The 20466-nt window shown below is 47.3% G+C and carries 17 protein-coding genes; 8 read left to right on the forward strand and 9 right to left on the reverse strand.

Going from position 1 to position 20466, the window contains the following annotated elements:
- Positions 1-56: 56 nt before the first annotated feature.
- Positions 57-800 (reverse strand): SOS response-associated peptidase, encoded by a 744-nt coding sequence (locus tag ACFS25_RS20755; protein ID WP_381504828.1) that lies wholly within the window; start codon positions 798-800, stop codon positions 57-59.
- Positions 801-975: 175 nt separating this feature from the next.
- Between ACFS25_RS20755 and ACFS25_RS20760 the strand changes: the two genes are divergently transcribed.
- The gene (locus ACFS25_RS20760; RefSeq protein ID WP_381504830.1) at positions 976-1602 is read left to right on the forward strand and encodes a pyridoxamine 5'-phosphate oxidase family protein; all 627 of its coding nucleotides are present in this window, start codon (positions 976-978) and stop codon (positions 1600-1602) included.
- Positions 1603-1609: 7 nt separating this feature from the next.
- Here ACFS25_RS20760 and ACFS25_RS20765 read toward each other — a convergent pair whose 3' ends face one another.
- Positions 1610-2149 carry a DUF1349 domain-containing protein gene (locus ACFS25_RS20765; RefSeq protein WP_381504832.1) on the reverse strand — a complete coding sequence of 180 codons (540 nt, stop codon included), beginning with the start codon at positions 2147-2149 and terminating at the stop codon, positions 1610-1612.
- 153 nt (positions 2150-2302) lie between these two features.
- Here ACFS25_RS20765 and ACFS25_RS20770 point away from each other — a divergent pair, with 153 nt between their 5' ends.
- The 3 genes from ACFS25_RS20770 to ACFS25_RS20780 all read left to right on the forward strand — a co-directional run bounded on the left by ACFS25_RS20770 (position 2303) and on the right by ACFS25_RS20780 (position 7151).
- Positions 2303-2803 (forward strand): DUF4385 domain-containing protein, encoded by a 501-nt coding sequence (locus tag ACFS25_RS20770; protein ID WP_381504834.1) that lies wholly within the window; start codon positions 2303-2305, stop codon positions 2801-2803.
- A gap of 105 nt (positions 2804-2908) precedes the next feature.
- The gene (locus ACFS25_RS20775) at positions 2909-3787 is read left to right on the forward strand and encodes a bifunctional 5,10-methylenetetrahydrofolate dehydrogenase/5,10-methenyltetrahydrofolate cyclohydrolase (protein WP_381504837.1); all 879 of its coding nucleotides are present in this window, start codon (positions 2909-2911) and stop codon (positions 3785-3787) included.
- Between the two features lie 406 nt (positions 3788-4193).
- Entirely contained in the window at positions 4194-7151 is a 2958-nt protein-coding gene (locus tag ACFS25_RS20780) for a glycosyltransferase family 117 protein (protein WP_381504839.1), read from the forward strand.
- Between the two features lie 103 nt (positions 7152-7254).
- On the opposite strand, the gene ACFS25_RS20785 is transcribed toward ACFS25_RS20780, so the two are convergent.
- The 4 genes from ACFS25_RS20785 to ACFS25_RS20800 all read right to left on the reverse strand — a co-directional run bounded on the left by ACFS25_RS20785 (position 7255) and on the right by ACFS25_RS20800 (position 11841).
- Positions 7255-8850 carry a Na+/H+ antiporter gene (locus tag ACFS25_RS20785; protein WP_381504841.1) on the reverse strand — a complete coding sequence of 532 codons (1596 nt, stop codon included), beginning with the start codon at positions 8848-8850 and terminating at the stop codon, positions 7255-7257.
- A gap of 351 nt (positions 8851-9201) precedes the next feature.
- Positions 9202-9702, reverse strand: a complete 501-nt coding sequence (locus ACFS25_RS20790) for an anthrone oxygenase family protein (protein ID WP_381504843.1) — start codon at positions 9700-9702, stop codon at positions 9202-9204.
- 261 nt (positions 9703-9963) lie between these two features.
- Complete coding sequence (gene dnaJ, locus ACFS25_RS20795; protein WP_381504845.1) at positions 9964-11130, reverse strand: molecular chaperone DnaJ; 1167 nt, start codon at positions 11128-11130, stop codon at positions 9964-9966.
- Positions 11131-11220: 90 nt separating this feature from the next.
- Complete coding sequence (locus tag ACFS25_RS20800) at positions 11221-11841, reverse strand: nucleotide exchange factor GrpE (protein WP_381504847.1); 621 nt, start codon at positions 11839-11841, stop codon at positions 11221-11223.
- A 172-nt stretch (positions 11842-12013) separates the two neighbouring features.
- Between ACFS25_RS20800 and queG the strand changes: the two genes are divergently transcribed.
- Positions 12014-12949 carry a tRNA epoxyqueuosine(34) reductase QueG gene (queG, locus tag ACFS25_RS20805; protein ID WP_381504849.1) on the forward strand — a complete coding sequence of 312 codons (936 nt, stop codon included), beginning with the start codon at positions 12014-12016 and terminating at the stop codon, positions 12947-12949.
- A 113-nt stretch (positions 12950-13062) separates the two neighbouring features.
- Here the strand turns inward: queG and ACFS25_RS20810 are convergent, their stop codons facing one another.
- Positions 13063-13860, reverse strand: a complete 798-nt coding sequence (locus ACFS25_RS20810; RefSeq protein WP_381504851.1) for a hypothetical protein — start codon at positions 13858-13860, stop codon at positions 13063-13065.
- Between the two features lie 340 nt (positions 13861-14200).
- Here ACFS25_RS20810 and ACFS25_RS20815 point away from each other — a divergent pair, with 340 nt between their 5' ends.
- Both ACFS25_RS20815 and ACFS25_RS20820 read left to right on the forward strand, forming a co-directional pair.
- Positions 14201-15517 carry a family 1 glycosylhydrolase gene (locus ACFS25_RS20815; protein WP_381504853.1) on the forward strand — a complete coding sequence of 439 codons (1317 nt, stop codon included), beginning with the start codon at positions 14201-14203 and terminating at the stop codon, positions 15515-15517.
- 5 nt (positions 15518-15522) lie between these two features.
- Positions 15523-16260, forward strand: coding sequence for an SDR family NAD(P)-dependent oxidoreductase (locus ACFS25_RS20820; RefSeq protein ID WP_381504855.1), 738 nt, complete (start codon positions 15523-15525; stop codon positions 16258-16260).
- Positions 16261-16417: 157 nt separating this feature from the next.
- Here the strand turns inward: ACFS25_RS20820 and ACFS25_RS20825 are convergent, their stop codons facing one another.
- Positions 16418-17599 (reverse strand): cysteine desulfurase family protein, encoded by a 1182-nt coding sequence (locus tag ACFS25_RS20825; protein WP_381507037.1) that lies wholly within the window; start codon positions 17597-17599, stop codon positions 16418-16420.
- 104 nt (positions 17600-17703) lie between these two features.
- On the opposite strand from ACFS25_RS20825, the gene ACFS25_RS20830 reads away from it, so the two are divergent.
- Positions 17704-18576 (forward strand): mechanosensitive ion channel family protein, encoded by an 873-nt coding sequence (locus ACFS25_RS20830; RefSeq protein WP_381504858.1) that lies wholly within the window; start codon positions 17704-17706, stop codon positions 18574-18576.
- Between the two features lie 182 nt (positions 18577-18758).
- Here the strand turns inward: ACFS25_RS20830 and fucP are convergent, their stop codons facing one another.
- Positions 18759-20006, reverse strand: a complete 1248-nt coding sequence (fucP, locus tag ACFS25_RS20835; protein WP_381504860.1) for an L-fucose:H+ symporter permease — start codon at positions 20004-20006, stop codon at positions 18759-18761.
- Positions 20007-20466 lie beyond the last annotated feature (460 nt).

Here is a 20466-nt window from a genome sequence, read left to right on the forward strand (position 1 = left end):
GATAAAATCTAATTCTACACAAGCGGCCCGCAACATGGACGAGCGGATACGATTACTTAACTGAACAGTTGAGTGTTATTGTTTAATTCTGGATAATCGACTCGGGTTAACACATCGGGAACATCACTTGGCTCCGTTCGAGACGTGATACGCTTGCTGATGCTATAACTGTGCATCTTGCTTGCGGGGTATTGCTGTGCCAGCAACGCCAGGGCATCGGTCTCGTTCAGGTCATCATGTAACCAGGCTTGTTCAGCGTCAGGGGTCAATACACACGGCATTCGTTTTTTGGTATTATGAATGGCCGCCAGTAGCGGATTGGCTTCGGTAGTCAGCAACGTGTATGTCGGAATTAATTCACCCGTGTCAGGGTCCGGCCATTCGTCCCATAAACCCGCAATCGACGTAATTTTCTGGTCGCTGGGACTGATATAGAATGGAAATTTCTTACTTCCCGCTGTATACCATTCAAAAAATCCAGTAACCGGAATCAGACACCGTTTTCCACTCTGTGCCGCCGACCGAAATGATGGTTTTTCGTAAATCGTTTCCGACCGGGCATTAATGGTTTTGGTGCGAATCTCCTCAGCCGAATCCTGGCTTCGGGTCCAGCGCGGAATAAGCCCCCAGTGAATTAGTTGTAGTTTACCGGGCTCCTGCCGCGTTACAATAGGCCAGGCAGGAAAATTGTAGGCATTCGCATGATAAATCGGCTGAAAATTAGCCGAGGGCGGCAAAGCGGCTTCATACCGGCCTTCAAGCTCTGATGCCTTGACATTGAGTGATTTATGGAAACACATAAGACTGATAAGTATGTTGGCAGATGGTCGGCTGATCTACTAGATAAACAGATAAATACCCTCACTGGTTATGCCGCTTCTCATACTTTACCGATAACTTACTGCTGCAAACAAAAAAAGCATGTTACTCGTTAATCAGCCTTGACAGAGCTATTTTTTGTTTACTCGTATACTAATGACACCACCCGAACCATCCGTTTACCCTACTATTTCACTTACGCTAACTGACCTTGAGCAGGATAGCTGGCAGAAACTCGCAGCAGCCCTCGAGGGAAAGAAAGACATGGGGTTTAAAACGATGACCCTTGCCTGTCGTACAGCCAATGGAGCCGATGCCCGAACAGTAGTACTACGGCAAGTTGATGTGGTTCGAAAATATGTTTGGTTCCACACCGATGTGCGGGCGGCTAAGGTGATGCAGCTCGAAGCGTTTCCTGACGCTACCTTACTATTTTGGGATGACACCCAACAGATTCAACTCCGTTTGACAGTCGAAACTCGCCTACACACCAATGATTATCTGGCCGATGAACAATGGCAAACACTGGGAGTTGGTAATCGAAAAAACTACCTTTCGGAACATAAGCCCGGTAGTGTGCAACCCAGCCCCTATCCTGGCTTTCCTACCCACCTGGGCGCAGGTCTGCCGTCACTCGAAGAAAGCGAAAATGGACGCGATAATTTTGCCGCAATCGAATGTCGTGTACTGACGATGGACTATCTACACCTAAGTCGGGATGGGCAGGTACGGGCACGTTTTCAGTACGAACCCGATTCAAAAATGTCCTGGCTGGCACCGTAAGCCCAATTTACGAAATATCCAGCACAGCAAACCGGTCAAATGTCACATCGAAACCTTGTCCATCCGGCGCAGCTGCTACTAAACCAATTTGTAGGGTTACGTCGGGTGGAAAGTACACCAGCCTCAGCATCTGATACGTAAAATCATCAAACGAATAGTCAATTCGCACCGAGTCGTTTTGGCGAGTTAAGCGTAAATAAGTTGACGGCGGATTGTGATTTTGTGGACAAACTGACCAGTCAGAAAACTCACGGGTAACGACAGCGCTGACGTGTTGTCGCTCGTCAACGTACTCAATGCCGGTCTTTATCCAATTGCGCTCATCGAGCCGGATCATCAACCCAGCCTGATCGTATAAATCTTTATACTGACCCGTTATTTTAACACTGGCCACAAAATCACCGGCCTGCTCCTGGTAGTAGAAATGGCCGTTATCGCGAATAAAATCATAATGCGTCACGCGCCAGTAGTCGGTGTAGCCTTCCACCCGCACGTACAACGAATCGTTATCCTCCGACCAGATTGCTGGTTTATTGTACCAAGTCATACGTTTCCGTTTTGAACGAAAGTAAAAAATTATGTTGGTGTTGATGACAATCACCCAGAAGTTCCGGAAAAATAATGAGCTACCGTTAGGACTTTCACCAGTCAAACGTGTTATCTAATTACGCTTAATTTTAGCCTAAATGGCGTGTAGAGTATGCCCGAAAACGACCGCGCTTTCAACTACGACCTCGACTACCGAAATCTGAATCTGCGCGAACAACCCGAACTATACCGCGTGGGAAGGGGGGAAATGGGTGTTTTGCTTGTACAACCGTACAAGTCCGAAATTCTGCCTTATTGGCGGTTCAAGACACCAGAAATCGCTAGTGAGTCGTCCGAAAAAATTTATCAGTTATTTCTGGAGTATAAGGAAAAGAGGGACTTCATTGGTATGGATATGGCTCGTAAGTTTCTACAAATGGGCTATACACGATCCAGACGTTATGCCAATCACCGCACTGGTCAGAAGTATGATGGTCCCGTTCCCGACGAACAGAAAGGGCGCTCCGGTGCGCATGGCCGCGACCAGCTCCCCCGAAACGAAGACCCGGTCAAAGCCAAGTCGGCCCGGATTTTTTACGGCAAGTACCTTCAGGCGCGAGAGGACGAACAGTATAAGAAACTGAAAAAGGAATGGCAGCAGACATACGGGTAGTTTCCTAATCTTTGCGACCTTTGCGCCGTTCTTCGCGTCTTTTCCGTTCACAATACGTGAGCGTTGAAGATGCAAAGCTTCCGCTACCAACGCAAAGATAATTTTATGCAACTCCTTGACGGTAAGTTACTTTCGACACAAATCAAACTAGAAATCGCGGCTGAAGTCGCACAAATACGTGAGCAGGGCGGCAAGATTCCCCACCTGGTAGCCATTCTCGTTGGCAACAAAGGGGCATCAGAAACCTACGTAGCCTCTAAAATGAAAAACTGCGAAGAGGTTGGCATGCACTCAACGCTGATTCGCTTCGACCTGTCGGTTTCGGAAGCTGAGTTATTAGATAAAGTTCGCGAGGTAAACGAGAATCCTGACATGGATGGTCTGATTGTGCAGCTCCCCCTCCCCGATCATATCTCCGCCGATAAAGTCATGGAAACGATCAATCCGGCCAAAGATGTAGACGGTTTTCATCCCATCAACATTGGCCGCATGGCTAAAGGCTTGCCCGCCTACATATCGGCAACTCCGCAGGGTGTTTTGGAAATGATTAAACGTTATGATATCAAAACCGCCGGTAAACATTGTGTAGTTGTAGGCAGGAGCCAGATTGTCGGTTTGCCCATGTCTATTTTGATGCAGCGCAACACCTACCCCGGCAACTGCACTGTTACGATTACCCATAGCCGTACTCAAAACCTCGCTGAAATTTGCCGCTCGGCGGATATTTTAGTGGCCGCGCTTGGCAAACCGGAATTTGTAACGGCCGACATGGTAAAACCCGGAGCCGTTGTCATTGATGTGGGTCTGGAACGCGTGCCGGATGCCAGCAAAAAAAGTGGCTTTGCGCTCAAGGGTGATGTAAAATTTGACGAAGTCGCACCTAAAACGAGTTTTATTACGCCCGTTCCGGGTGGCGTTGGCCTAATGACAATCTGCTCGCTGATGCAGAATACACTAATAGCGGCACGCGGGGAGATTTATTGAGCCGCCTGATCACCAATGGCTTCGCAGGCAAATCAACGGAAAGCCGAGAAGAAGTGCCATACCGTGTGTTTACCGGCAATGCAGACGGCTTCGTCAGGTTTTCCATCAATAGTTTCCATCTAGGTATTGACCGTATCTGTTCGGCGAAAAACGGTGGCCAAATTTAGACAAGCTATGTGGCTGGCTACTGAACTGTATCAAAAACACTGGCCAATTGACCGGGACGCTGGAGCATTTCAACCAATCGGCCAAAATTGAACCGTTGTTAACAGAACTGGCATCGATACCGATAAATACACAGGTCACCTTAACAAACTTTAACAGCCCGTTCTGCCACGGACGGGCTTCTTTTTGCGTAATTTTGGCCATTACTTACACAAAAGCAGTTCGCTAATCCTTTATTTGTATGCAATCATTTAAACGCCTGAACATCCTAACGGGCTGGTTGGTTTTCGCGGTCGCGCTTATTACGTATGCGATGACAGTGGAACGTACCGCCAGTTTCTGGGACTGTGGCGAGTTCATTGCGTGTTCGTTTAAACTTCAGGTTCCGCACCCACCCGGTGCACCGTTTTTCCTGTTGTTGGGCCGGATTTTCTCCATGTTCTCCTTGGGCAACCTAACTAATGTGGCCTATTGGGTTAACATGGCATCCGTACTAGCCAGTGCATTCACGATTGCCTTCCTGTTCTGGACCATCACGATGCTGGCACAGAAATCATTAGGCAAATTGGAGAGTGAATACACTACCGCCGACACCTTGCTGGTTATAGGAACAGGAGCCGTTGGCGCGGTAGCGTATACGTTCTCAGATACGTTCTGGTTCTCGGCTGTTGAAGCAGAGGTCTATGGCATGTCGTCGTTTTTTACGGCTATTGTCGTATGGGCAGCCTTTAAATGGGAACGTATCGACGATGAAGCGGCTGCTAACCGATGGCTCATTTTCATTGCTTACCTCACAGGTTTGTCAATCGGTGTCCACTTACTGAACCTCGTTACATTGCCCGCCCTGGCGCTGATTTATTACTTTAAAAAATATCCAAAACCAACGTTCTGGGGTGGTGCCCTTGCGTTTGGCATTGGTTTAGTCATTCTAGGTATAATCAACGCAGGTATAATACCGGGTTTGCCGGGTATGGCCTTCACCGTCGAACGGTTCTTTGTGAACACACTTGGTTTACCGTTTACCTCTGGTGCTATTTTCTTCACCGTTGTTTTTATCGGTGCTATCGTGTATGGCATCATCTGGTCCGCTCGGCAGAAGCGCGTTATCCTGAACACGTCATTACTGGCCCTGGCGTTTGTGCTGATTGGCTACGCATCATATATGCAGGTGTTGGTACGGGCGGATTTTAATCCACCTATCAACGAAAATGACCCCAGCGATGAACTGAACTTTCTGTCGTATCTGCGTCGGGAGCAGTACGGCAGCCGCTCGCTGCTGTACGGACCAGTTTTTACGGCCCGTCCCATCGACCAGAAACCAGGGGCTGCTATGTGGAAAAAAGAAGGCAGTAGATACGTTGTTTTCGATCACCAGCCGGAATATATATATTCTCCTGGCGACGAAATGCTGTTTCCGCGTGTGTATAGCAGTCAGCAAAATCACCCCGCCTTGTACCGTCAGATGTTGGGCTTAGCCGAAGGGCAAAAGCCGACAATGGGCGACAACTTAAAGTATTTGTTCAGTTACCAATTGGGCCATATGTGGTGGCGGTATCTGATGTGGAATTTCGCCGGGCGTGAGAGCGATGAAGAAGGAGCGGGTTATCTACTACCCTGGTCATCAGACCAGAACGCGCCAGACTTATTAGTGCATAATAAGGCCCGCGACAACTTCTATATGTTACCGTTTGTGCTGGGCCTGTTCGGTATTACATTCCAGTATTTCCGTCGTCGGCGCGATTTCCTGATTGTTGGACTGCTATTTTTATTCACTGGCATTGCCCTGCAAATCTTCCTTAACTCGCCCCCGTCCGAGCCGCGCGAACGCGATTATATCTATGTTGGATCGTTCTATTTCTTTGCTATCTGGCTCGGGTTAGGCGTGATGTCTATTGCTGAAGGTTTACGAGCCTATCTCAAATCAGATATGGCTCGTAATGGGCTGGTAGCGGGTGTTTGCCTGTTAGTGCCGCTAATGATGGGCGCCAAAAGCTGGGACAATCATAACCGTGATAAGCGTTACCAATCGGTTGATTTTGCTAAGAATCTACTCAACTCCTGTGCCCCCAATGCGGTGCTGTTTACGGGTGGCGATAATGATACATTTCCCCTTTGGTATGTGCAGGAGGTTGAAGGCTTCCGTACCGATGTTCGGGTGTGCAACCTAAGCTTATTGGGAACAGAGTGGTATATCCAGCAGATGAAACGGAAGACGTATCAGTCTGAGGCCCTACCGATTTCGCTCGAATTCGACAATTTCAATAAAGGGAAAAACGACATTGTGCCGTTTTATGAAGTGCCGGGAGTGAAAAACGGTATTGACCTCAAGCAATACATCAACCTGATTAAAACAAGCAATCCAGCCGTTCAGGTGCCTCTTACCAATGGTGATATGACGAGTATTCTGCCATCGTCAGTTTTATTCCTGCCTATTGACAAAGCCGCTGTAGACAAAGCGAACTTTGTACCGGCAGCGCTTCGCCCATTGATGAAGGATACCCTACAATGGACTATCGGTAAGAAGGATCTCTACAAGCCCGATCTGATTATACTCGATATGATTGCAACCAATAACTGGAAGCGGCCAATCTATTTTTCGAGCACGCTGGCGAGCGATAATTACCTGAGTCTGAAAAACTATATGCAGTTGGAAGGTTATGCGTATCGGCTGATGCCGGTAGCCGTGCCAGGCGCGACAGATGGCTATGTAAACTCCGAGATCATGTTTACCAATATGACGAAGAAAACCTTCTGGCGCGAGTTCGACAACCCGAATGTGTATTATGATGATACCTACAAAGGACCACCAGTGATTTCGGCTCGAATTGCCTTCTTCCGACTGGCCGATCAGTTTATCCGTGAAGGCAAGAAAGACAAGGCTCGTGAGGTACTCAATTATTCGCTGAAAGTTATTCCGGACAAGAGCATTCCGTATGACCAGATTTCATCGAATTACGTGCGGTTCCTGTTCGAGGTAGGCGATAGCAAAAAAGCCCTTGAAATTGCCGATATCATGGCTAAGCGCGCGGATCAGGCATTGACCTATGACAAAACGGGGAATGGGAACCGCTTTGGCAGTCCCGATTCCGACCTTTACATTCTGCAAACAATTGTAGAAGCGTGCAAAGAGGCCAAACAAACGGCAGCAGCCAACAAATATGAGGCTATCTTCCAGAAGCACATCAACGCGTTTGGCTGATAAAAACGTTTCATCATTAAAAAGCCCAGGCTACATTGCGTAGCCTGGGCTTTTTAATGAAATGGTATTCTTAAGTCTATATACGTGCGAACTTTCAATAAGATCAGTGCATTGGATGGCTTATTTTTTCCTCTTCCAGATCCATTCGGGCTTCTTCCTGACGAATTATATGATCGTCAAACTCGTCTTTACTACGAAGCCGATGCAATTCATCACGCTTAACATTGATAATATCGGTTAGAATTTCATTGTATTGCGTTACATTTTCGCTGTCGTTTTCTAATGTATCCAGATGGCGTTTTGTCTGATGGCTATCACTTTCCATCCTATTCTTTAGATTCTCGACTAATTCGTTCGTGCTTAATTCGTCAGCATAATTATCCTGAAGGTGCTTCAGGGCAACCTTTAATAGTTTCAGCCGAATTATAGACTCTTGGGTATCTTCGGGTATATGCTTATCGAGGTCTTTGGGATTAATCCACCGAATAACCAGTGGTAGAGACAATCCCTGGAAAACCAGGGTGACCAGAATAACGACAAACGTGATGAATAAAATCAGGTTCCGATGCGGAAATGGTTCGCCGTTTTTCAGCAATGGGATAGATAGCGCCGATGCCAGCGACACGACCCCACGCATACCGGCCCAGCCAATAATGATCGGCCCACGCCAGCCGGGTTTTCGTTGAGCCACGGTTATATACTTTCCGATAAACTGAGTGAAGTACGAAGACGACACCGTAAAGACCATGCGGGTAACAATGATCACAGTTGTAATTAACAAAGCGTACCAAATAGCTTCAGCTTTTGAATAACCGTCCAGACTGTTGATAATAACCGGTAGCTCAAGCCCAATCAGGATAAATACCAATCCGTTTAAAGCAAATGTAACGGTAGCCCACATGCCTGTCCCCTGAATTCGCGCGCTGTGGTTAAGAATTACGTGGCTCTGGTTTGACAGAAATAAGCCGCCACTCACAACAGCCATAACGCCTGAGAATTCAAACTCTTCGGCAGTCATATACATGATATACGGAGCCATGAATGTCAGTAGAATGCTGATCCGGGTTGAGGTGGGCAACCATCGGTGAATACAATAAAAGACACCACCAATCGCTAACCCAACAACGATACCCATAAACGTCACCAACAAAAATCCAGTGGCTGCTTTCTGCCACACGAACGAGTTCGATATAACAGCAGCCAGAGCAAAGCGAAATACCACCAAACTTGCGGCATCGTTCACTAAACTTTCGCCCTCCAGAATGCTAACGGCCGCTTTGGAAATTTTTACATCCCTCAAAACCGACGTAGCGGCAACAGCATCGGGCGGAGAAATGATACCGCCTAACAAAAATCCCAGCGCCAGTGTAAATCCAGGAATCACCGCGCTCGACACATACGCGACAGCAAACGACGTAAATATCACCAGCCCAAAGGCCAGTACAACAATGATACGTCGCCAGCGCCAGAACTCTTTCCAGGACATAAACCAGGCAGCCTCATAAAGCAAAGGCGGCAAGAATATCAAAAAGATTAATTCAGGATCAATTTCAACACGCGGAATGCCTGGAATAAAGCTAACGACCAAACCACTTACTACTAAAAAAATGGGAACGGGAATATGTAGTCGCTGACCGACCATGACCAGTAACGAAACAGCGAGCATTAATGCCAGACATAGAAATAGTGTTTGGTGCATATGCGTGTATAAAGGGGGATGGAGCGAAGTTACTATATCCCGGCTTTATTACGTACGCTGTTTCATGATACAAATCAAAACGGTGAACTCTCTTCTTATTCTGGACCTGGCTTCGTCGGGAAACAGCTTTGCCGATAAGCTAACAGACTTTGTAGCGCCGTTGTGCTTCAACAAGCCAATTTGGCTCCGTGCACAAACAAGAGTGTAGGCGATTTGCTGCCAGCAATTGTCTAATTAATGGAGGTTTCGTCATGAATGACCGTCTTCATGATGAAAATCAGATTTTGCATCCTTTCCAAAAGAACTCCATTTCATAAGATTCGTTGTTTCATTCGCGGCTAACTTAATTAGCTACTCCTCTCTCGGGCTCAAACAGGCAGTAATGACAAGGACAAGTGCAAGTATCGAGGCAAGCGTTCGGATCGTATGCAGTTTATTCCAGGGACTTTCAAACGTAGCTCGTTGAGCGGCAATTTCTTCCAGAGACGCGGTTTGTACGTCAAATGATTCCAATCCCTCATTCACGGGAATATTCCCCAGAATGGTAACGCCTACTACACCAACCAGATATATGATAGTTGCACCGAGTAGAAGCCAAAAACGAGAAGAAAGCGGCTGGCTGTAGTGGACCCAGGTATTGATAAGCAGTAAAATTGGAGCCCCAAAAAAGCTAATAAAGAAGATAGGATTCTGGATAGCTCTGTTGATTGATTGCATAGCGGTTACATAGGCGGTATCAGATAAACGGTTTAGCCCTGGGTTTACTGAGCAGGAATACGCGTAGAAAAGGCCCGCCATGAGGGCTGTTGTTATGGCGGCACCAGCTAATAGTAAATTTTGGGATGTTGACATAAGCGAGCTACTTCCTTAATTTGTCTACTAAAATATACCCAGTATTTGTATTATAAAATGACATTTACCGGCTACCGGCGTCAACGTAAAGTCGGCAATATTAGCAGGAAAATTTTAAGTCTCAGCCTCCTGATAGAAGTTCAAAACTATTATATCTATCTCGCTACATTTACATAAACGACTCTTTATCAGTGTTGCTAAACGAAAACGGCGGTGTCGGGTTGTTAAACCTGACACCGCCGTTAAATTAAAGGGATTATATCAACCGTGAAAGAAATCCTTCATTTTGTCGAAGAAACCTTTCTCATTCTTGTTCGGCCTAGGCTGAAAATTTGGCGAATGGCGGAGCTTTTCCAGCATAGACCGCTCTTCTGCCGAAAGGGCTTTGGGCGTCCAAACGTTGACATGAACGATTTCGTCACCCCGTCCGTATCCGTTTAATTCCTTAATTCCTTTACCTTTCAAACGCAGCATTTTACCACTCTGCGTGCCGGGCTCAAGGACAATACGAGCCTTACCGTCAATCGTTGGCACTTCTACGCTCATGCCGACAGCGGCATCAACGAAATTGACGTATAAATCGAACACGACATTATTACCATCGCGTTTGAGATCGGCATCTTCTTCTTCTTCGATAACGATAAGCAGGTCGCCTGCAACACCACCACGTGGTGGAACGTTGCCTTTGCCACCCACCGATAGTTGAATACCTTCGGCAACACCAGCAGGAATCTTGAGCGGGATTACATCTTCCTGCAATACGCGCCCTTCGCCGAAACAGACGTCGCAACGGTCGGTTACGATTTTACCTTCACCATTACAGGTTGGGCAAGTGCTGGTCGAGACCATCTGACCGAGCATGGTGTTCACCACTTTACGGGTTTGTCCCGTGCCGCTACACGTCGAACATGTCTGCACAGCCGCTCCGTTTTTGGAACCATTGCCGCTACAGGTAGTACACGTGACGTGACGCTTAACCTTGATTTTCTTTTCAACACCGTTGGCAACTTCCTGCAAATTCAGCTTTAGCTTAATACGCAGATCAGAGCCGCGCCGAACGCGCTGACGACCACCGCCACCACCGCCCTGGGCACCCCGGAAGAAACTGCCAAAAGGTGTATCATCACCGAAGACATCGCCAAACTGACTGAAAATATCTTCCATTGATGGGCCGCCTGCGCCACCACCCCCGGCTGCACCACTCATACCAGCATGGCCGAATTGGTCGTACCGCGCTTTTTTCTGTGGATCGTTCAAGACATCATAGGCCTCAGCCGCTTCCTTGAATTTTTCTTCGGCGGTTGGGTCGTCAGGATTCTTGTCGGGGTGGTATTTGATAGCCATCTTGCGATAGGCTTTCTTGAGGTCTTCAGTCGAGACGCTTTTGTCAACGCCCAATACTTCGTAATAATCGCGCTTCGTTGCCATATATTAATTCAGTATAAACGAAACGTGTAGCATGACATGATGCGTTGGCGACCAATTGTCCTCACTTTACACGGTTCAGTTTACACTACGTTAGCTTCCTACAATTACTTTTGCAAACCGAACGACCTTGTCATTCAGATAATATCCTTTCTCTATTTCATCAATCACCTTTCCTTTCAAGTCGTCGCTTGGAGCCGGAAACTGCGTAACAGATTCGTGCAAGTCGGCGTTGAACGGTTCACCTTTGGCCACCATCGGCTTCAGGCCTTTGCTTTCCAAAGTTTTAAATAACTTATTGTAAATCAGCGAAACGCCTTCTTTCAAGGCAGCTACATCGTTCGTATTTTCGATAGACTGCGTTGCCCGTTCAAAATCGTCAACCACCGGAATCAGCGCTTGCAACAAGCTTTCGTTTGCGTTGCTGATAAGATCAAGTTTTTCCTTTGCTGTACGCCGACGATAGTTCTCGAAATCGGCATATAAACGGAGATATTTATCTTTCAGTTCGGCAACTTCCCGGCTGGCTTTGTCCGGTTCTGGCGTTTCAGTCGGTGCAGTTTCTATTTCAGCAACTACTTCTTCTGTCGGGACAGTTTCCATTGTATCTTCGGGTTCACCGCCGTTTACCGTCACGGCTTCGTCGGTTGTCAGGTTGTCAGGTTGTTGCGTATTGGTAGATGCCTGTTCATCTAAAGTGTCTTTGTTTTCCATTACTGAGCTTCTATTTCTCTTCCAGAAATCCATAGGCAAAGATGGGCAAAAGACCGGCCAAAACCTCATTTCCTGCCAACTTGACACATTTTCAGACGCTTGACTGGACAATAGCGGATTTTTTATCAGTATAAATCTGTTTGACTTAAAATACCAGTGTTCCTGTCAACTCATGTACGCAGCCGCAAACCACTATGCCAAACTTATCAAAACCAAGGCCACCGAATTAGGCTTTGACTTTTGTGGTGTGGCGAAAGCGGATTTTTTGGCCGACGAAGCGCCCCGGTTGGAGACCTGGCTCAAGAACGGGATGCACGGCCAGATGAACTACATGGCCAACCACTTCGACAAACGACTTGACCCCCGTCTTCTTGTCGACGATGCAAAGTCGGTTATAACGGTTTTACTCAACTATTACCCCGAACAGACATTACCCGAAGGCGACGATGATTTTAAAGTATCTAAATACGCTTACGGAACAGATTATCACTTTGTTATCAAAGAAAAATTAACGAATTTACTGACCTATATCCACGAAGAAATTGGTGAGGTTGGCGGGCGGGCCTTTGTCGATTCGGCTCCGGTAATGGACAAAGCCTGGGCTAAACGGGCGGGATTAGGATGGGTTGGTAAGCATACCAACCTGATTAATCGAGAAATCGGCTCATTTTTCTTTATCGGCGAACTGATTCTCGACCTCGAACTGGAGGCCGACGGTCCCATTACTGACTATTGTGGTACCTGCACGCGCTGCATCGACGCTTGCCCTACTGACGCCATTGTTGGCCCTTATGTGGTAGATGGCAGTAAGTGTATTTCTTATTTCACTATTGAGCTGAAAGACGCTATTCCTACCGACGTTCGGGGTCAGTTCGATAATTGGATTTTTGGCTGCGATATATGTCAGGATGTTTGCCCCTGGAACCGGTTTGCCAAACCGAACAAGACATCAGCCTTTGACCCGCACCCTGATTTGGCTGCGTTTACAAAGACCGATTGGGAAGAAATTACTGAGGAAGTTTTTCGAGAAATTTTTCGCCGGTCAGCGGTGAAACGAACTAAATTGGATGGACTGAAACGAAATATCGCTTTCAATCAGCCTACATAGTGTCTTCCATACGGTGGACTAACCTTCGCAGTTCTTAAAAAACGCGACTTACTGAAAAATCTTTCGTGTAATTACCAAGGGTGATCGACTATCTCGAACTCATATCGGGCAATTTAATTTAAATTAATCCCCACGGTAACGCCAATCCAAGGTTTGTTCTCGTAAATCCACAGAATACGGTCGTGGTTACTCAACCGTTCCACACCCAACGCAAGACCCGCCGATACTGAGCCATAACTCAACGTGGTCGCTACGCCATAATTAATGCCCAGCGCCTGATAGTCATCCTGTACTCGCCCCGCCGTACTGAACGAGGTTACTGTAGCCGGGGCAAAGCAGAGAAAACCGCCAAACCCAATGCTAAATGATGTTATTTCGGACCGCTGATGGTGCCGGAAATAAACCGTCCGATACCGCCCCAGATCGTAGCGGTAGCCCGCATGAATACCCACATTTAGTTTATCATCGAGTTGACCAGGCTGTCCAGCCGTGGCGAAGCGGTACTTTAAGGGTAGGGTAAACAAATCCAGATCAAACGCGGTATCCTGATAGCGAAACCAAGGGCTCTTTTCCTCAATCTTTTTGAGTGTCGGGTTATAATGCACAAAAAAGAGAGCCAGCGAATCAGACTGATCGAGTGTATTGGGATCGCCGTCTGGCTGGGGCAGCGACTCGGCCAGAAACTCGGCAAATAGTGTATCCTGTTGCTCATAAAGGGCTGCATTGACCGACTTCTTTATGGTTTTGACGACCACTCCACCCCGTTTTGAATAGGCATACATATTTTGACCGCGTGGAATGCGAAAAACTTGGTTTAACTGGGTTATGTCGTCGCGTTGGCGCAGGGAAGAGCAAGCAGTAAGCAGACCAGTGAGTAGCAGTAGCGTGCTGTAGTGATTCGTTATACTCATCTGGATTAGCCTGTATCGTTTATTCCTTTAATCGAAAACTACTTCCGATGCACAACAAATGTTTAAATGAGTTATTGGAGTTGGTCTATCCATGCGCCGTTGCCTCCCTGAAATTACCCCACCCATCCATTGTCTGACGAGTACTATCGTCATACACAGACTAAGACTACAGCAGCATAATTGGTGTATTTTCGACCCATAACAAATTCATTTGTAGCATTTTCCGGCATAGTAGTTGGCTATTTGAAACAGCTTTTCTGAACTCTACTTCTCTAATTGAGTTAGGGTAAACAGTCACCTCAATAACGTGGTAAACCTTTACGCGTAACGACACTAGTCTATGGTCCCCCAGTTTCTTTTTGCCACCGGTATTGAAAATAGTAACCCCACCATTCAGGGCGGTAAAATCCGTCAGGATGAATTAGAAAAGTGTGGCCATTACAAGCACTGGCGTACCGATTTTGATTTGGTAGAGGAATTAGGCATTCGCTTTCTGCGCTATGGTCCACCGATCTATACCACCTTTCTGAGCCAGGGAAAATATGACTGGTCCTTTGCCGACGAGACGTTTCAGGATCTACGCAAACGCAATATCATACCTATTGTCGATCTATGCCATTTCGGTTTACCCGACTGGATAGGCAATTTCCAAAACCCTGACTTCCCTACCCTATTTGCTGATTATGCCCGTGCATTCGCTCAGCGCTTCCCGTGGGTTCAGCTCTATACGCCCATCAACGAAATGTACATCTGCGCCGAGTTTTCGGCCCTATACGGTTGGTGGAACGAACAACTCCGCAGTGACGTCGCTTTTGTGACTGCCCTGAAGCATATTGTCAAAGCCAATGTGTTGGCCATGAGTGCTATCCTTGAAGTAAGGGCCGACGCCATTTTTATTCAGAGTGAGTCGTCGGAGTATTTTCATGCCGAAAACCCAGCTGCTATCAAACCAGCTGAGTTGATGAATGCCAAACGGTTTCTATCGCTGGATCTGAACTATGGTCGTCGGGTAGATTCGGAGATGTATGAGTACCTGATGGACAATGGCATGACCCGCGAGGAGTACCACTTCTTTCTGGGTCATAACCTGAAACAGTACTGCATTATGGGCAACGATTATTACCAGACCAACGAGCATCGGGTATCGGATGACGGTAGTACTCAGGCTTCTGGAGAGGTGTTTGGTTATCATGTCATTACGCGCCAATACCACGACCGATACCGTTTACCCGTTATGCATACAGAAACCAATTTATGGCAGGGTCCGCAGGGTAACGAAGCGGTGAACTGGCTCTGGAAGGAATGGGCGAATGTTTTACGGGTGCGGAATGATGGGGTTCCCATGGTCGGCTTTACGTGGTATTCGCTCACCGACCAAGTTGACTGGGACACGGCTCTTCGCGAGAACAATGGAAATGTTAATCCGATGGGTCTCTGTGACCTTGACCGCAAAATTCGCCCTGTGGGCATGGCATACAAGCAACTTATTCAGGATTGGCAGCAGGTGTTGCCCGCGCATAGCGTCTGCTTACAGGTACCTATTGTAATGCCCAACGAGAGCGGACAGCCGTGGGCGCAAAAGAAACAAGCTGATGCCCGACAAGCGCGTCAACATGCAACCAACACGGTAGTAAAAACCAATCAACCTGACGCTTAATCAACATGAGATTCCAGAATAAAGTAGCCATCGTTACTGGCGGGGCCAGTGGTATCGGTCTGGCCGTAGCCAAGCGGCTGGCCTCGGAAGGAGCCCGGCTGGTGATAGCCGACTTAAACGAAGATAATCTAAACAAAGCACTGCCCGAAGTAAAAGCGGCTGGTGCTCCCGATGTGTGGATTAGTATCTGCAATGTGGCTATCGAAGCACAGGTAGAAGCAACGGTGAAGGGAACGCTGGAGCGCTTCGGTCGTCTTGATGTCATTGTAAACAATGCGGGACTGATGCAATTTAAGGCGCTGGAAGAGTTAACCGGTGATGACTGGCTACGCATCCTGAACGTGGATTTGCTTGGCACGTTTTACTTCACCAAGCAGGCTTTTCTGCACATGAAACCCGGTGGCAGCATTGTCAATGTTTCTAGCATACATGCCGTTGAGACAGAACCGCTGGTGGCTCCTTATGCCGCTGCAAAAGCTGCTGTGCTGTCGCTGACACGCTCCTCAGCTCTGGAAGGCAAGCCAAAGGGTATCCGTATCAATGCTATCCTGCCCGGCGCGATTGACACGCCGATGCTGTGGAATAATCCCAATGTGAAATCGGGGGTAGAGAAGATTGACCGGGCTGATGTAGGTAAGCCCGAAGACGTAGCGGCTACGATTGCCTATTTGGCCTCTGACGAGGCCGCCTTTGTACAGGGTGCCGAAGTGCGCGTCGATGGAGGGCGGCTGGATCGATTGTAAATATTCTTAACCGCCTGGCAATTGGCTCTCTTATCTTTCAAAAAAAACAGCAAATTAACCTCTTATACGTATCGCCTTACTCGGTGACTAGCTATTGAACGAGTCACGGAGTAAGGCGATACGTATGGTTGAGTTTATATGAACTCTCCCTGTCTCCTTATTTCACCAACTCCTTCTGGTACAGTGCCACCAGCGTGTCAACGGCATAATCAATATCCGCTTCTGTATTGTATTTGCCAAATGAAAAACGAACATATCCTCGTTCAGAATCCAGTTCCGGCAAAGCCGCCAGCACATGCGACCCAATCGATGAGCCACTCGAACAGGCTGACCCACCCGACGCCGAAATCCGGGCAATATCTAAACTGAACAGCAACATATCGCTCATATCCGACGCGGGCAGGCTGACATTCAGAACCGTGTATAAACTATTCTCCACATCAGCAGAATCGCCATTAAACTGTACGTCGGGCATTTTAGCTCGTAAGCTGTCAATCATCCGGCGTTTCAGGAAAGTAATATGTTGTTGATGAGCGTCCATATCTCGGTAGGCGATTTCCAGAGCTTTTGCCAACCCAACGATGCCATATACATTTTCAGTGCCGCCCCGCATGTTGCGTTCCTGCGCACCACCATACACAAACGGATTAATTTTTACTCGTCCGGCATTGACGTACAGAAAGCCAACACCTTTGGGGCCGTGAAATTTATGCCCTGATCCCACAATGAAATCAACGGGAAGTTGTTGCAAATTATGCGGAAAATGTCCCATCGTCTGCACCGTATCGGAGTGGAAAATAGCCTCGTGCGCCCGGCAGATCTCCCCTGCCCGATTCAGATTCAGCATATTTCCAATCTCGTTATTGCCATGCATCAGCGAAACCAACGAGCGGGTTCTTCCAGCTTCATTCTGGTGACTGCGTAACAATTCGTCCAGATGGGCTAAATCGACATGACCTTTATCATCAATATTGACCAGACTCAACTGAATAGTACCCTGTTCTGCCAGATGTTGAAGCGTATGTAAAACAGCATGATGCTCCAACGGCGATGTAATAGCGTGTGTCAGGCCGTACGTTTCGATACTACTCCGAATGGCTGTATTGTCGGCTTCGGTCCCCCCCGATGTAAAGAAAATTTCGGCGGGTGATGTGTTCAATAGCGACGCAACTGTTTTACGCGCTTTTTCGATGGCCGTGCGCACCGCCCGACCGTGACTATGAATGGAAGAAGGGTTACCAAACTGCTCAGTCATAAGCGGCAACATAGCGTCCAGAACTTCGGGGTCGAGCCGGGTGGTAGCGGCATTATCGAGATAAACGGCAGCTGTAGGTTTCATCATCAGTCAATTGTACTGTTCCACAAAGGTACAGTTAATGGGCATACCGATGAAACAGTATATAAACCGGAGTCGTTCTTGTGATACAACTGTACCTGTACATAATGGATTTCTCTCAAGCTCCCGGTCTTATTTACGCTGAACTTTCGCTCTGGATACGAAATACCATCCGCTATCTGCCCGAATTGGCGGTAGCTATTTTGCTCTTCGTCTTCTTCACGTTTCTGTCTCGATGGCTAAGTCGGGGAATGGTACAAGGACTACGACGAGTTAGCAACAATGAATCACTTGTGAATCTTACGGGGGCCTTGATACGGGTTTTAGTAATAGCTCTCGGGTTGTTTGTCGCGCTGGGTGTCTTGGGTCTCGATAAAACCGTAACTTCTCTATTGGCTGGTGCTGGAGTCATTGCGTTGGCCGTTGGATTTGCCTTTCAGGACCTGACGGCTAATTTTATTTCGGGAACAATGATTGCACTGGCCCGACCCATTCAAGTGGGCGATATAGTCGAAACCAACGGCTATACGGGCAAAGTACTCGACATTAAACTACGGTCTGTTGTGATGGATAACGGGCAGGGACAAACCGTCGAAATTCCGAGTAAGGATGTCTTTCAAAAACCCATTACCAACTATTCCCGCATCGGCCAGCGACGTATTGAACTGGCAGCTGGGGTCTCCTATCTGGACGATTTAGCGAGAGCACAGCAAGTTGCGAAAGCAGCCGTTTCTCATTTACCATTCTTGTTACCCGATCATCCAGTCGAATTACATTACCGCAATTTTGCCGACGCAAACGTGCAATTTGTACTATGGTTCTGGATTAACCCCGCCACGACTAATTCACAGGCGGCTTTGAGCGAAGCTATGATTGCCGTAAAACGAGCCTTTGATACACACCAGATTCTGATCGTTTTTGCCGGTCAGACGTTTGATTTAAAACAGAAGCTGATGGCTAATCAGTCGGGTGGCAGTTGATTAACAGCGTCTTATTTCTCAATGAGGAGCCGCACGTAGTTTAGTAAAGCGTCTTGAATGGTGCTAGCTGAGCTTACCTATTGGCAACGACAGCCGTTATGCAAGCGCGTGTATGGAGTCCAGGAATCAAAACGTCCCGAAAACTCCAGGCTCTCGGGACGTTACTGTCAATATTAATCTCCTCAGTTTATTTTATATAACTTCGAACCGAACAGAAAAATAACTGCGTAACAGATGATTGGCAGGTAGTAGGCAGCGGCTACATCATGCTCGGCAACCATACCCATTAAAAATGGGAAAATAGCACCACCAACCACGCCCATCGAAATAAAAGACGAAGCTTGCTGTGTGTGTGATCCAAGGTTTTTCAAACCCAAGCTAAAGATGGTTGGAAACATGATACTGAAAAAGAAATTGAGCATCATCAACGCAATAAATGAAGGCCACCCAAAACTTTGCGCAATGATGATACACATGACAATATTACAGGCAGCAAAAATAGCCAGCAAAGAATGTGGGGCAATGACCCGCATCAGGAACGTACCAACAAAACGTCCGGCCAACATTAGTCCCATAAACAGCACCATGTAATTACCCGCTGTGGCGTCGGAAAAGCCCATTTTTTCGTGACCATAATTAATAAAAAATGCCCAAGTTCCTCCCTGCGCGGCTACATTGAAAAACTGGGCAACAACGGCCCATACAAAGTGTTTGTGTTGAAAAAGAGTTTTCCCCGGTTCAACGTCAACATTCGCTGCATCAGGATTGGCCACTACTGCGTGTGGATCCGTTAAGGCAGGCACTTTTACAAAGGAGAAAAGTATGGCAATGGTCGCTATTACACTGCCGATTACAATGTATAATGTCTTAACGGATGTCAGATCCGTACTCCCTGCCGTATTATTCCGTAAAAGAAAATAAGAGCCGATAGCGGGTCCGATAATGGCCCCTAGCGCGTTGAATGCCTGTGCGAAATTGATACGTTGATCACTGGTACGCTGGTCGCCCAATGAGGCAACAAAAGGGTGCGCCACTGTTTCCAGTGTTGAAATACCACAGCCTAATATAAAAAGGGCGATGCCAAAATAAGTAAATGAAGCAGCAGCAGCGGCTGGAACAAATAAAAACGAACCAATTGCGAAAAGCGAAAGCCCCAGCAATACCCCGTTTTTATAACCAAACCGTTTCATGAACAAGCCAGCCGGGATGCCCATGACAAAATAGGCCCCAAAAATAGCAAACTGAACAAATGCCGATTGTGTCTTGGTGAGGCTCAAAACGTGTTGAAAATGCTTGTTTAACACATCGCCCATAGTAATGGCGATCCCCCAAAACATGAACAGAGACGTGACAAAGACGAGGGTAATCAGGTATTTATTTTCGGTAAAAGTGGCTGGCGTCGATTTGCTAGCTACGGGTGTTGCCTGCATGATTGAGTTGCGTTTATGCTGGTTAGGTATTCGAGCGATCCGGGCTTATGCACGTAAGACACACGTCTATGATTGCAAAGTCGCTGATCTGGCGAAATTACCCTTTTCGGCTTTAATTTGCTCCTTTTGACTAGCTAAAACCAATTGTTCTAGCTTATTCGTCTGCTTCCGGTTTGAATAAGTCTGCTTACCCAAATTGGGGGCAGATGGCTAATGCAAATCCACTTTTCTGCCCCCATAAGTCCCCTTTGCACTGTCTCCCCATCAGTAACCCGCTGGTACTGAGCACTAACAGACGGATCTTATTACTTCATCAATACTTTCCTTTATTATGTTTTGTCACTTGTAATGGTAACCATAAAGCAAGTTGGTACTCGTTCCGGTTCTGGACTTACCTATCATAATGATTCCCGCATCCTAGGGCAAAATATTGCCGCTAAGTTCGTTCAGCCTTAAATAC

It is taken from the genome of Spirosoma flavum (assembly GCF_042686045.1).
In the GTDB taxonomy this organism is placed as follows: domain Bacteria; phylum Bacteroidota; class Bacteroidia; order Cytophagales; family Spirosomataceae; genus Spirosoma; species Spirosoma flavum.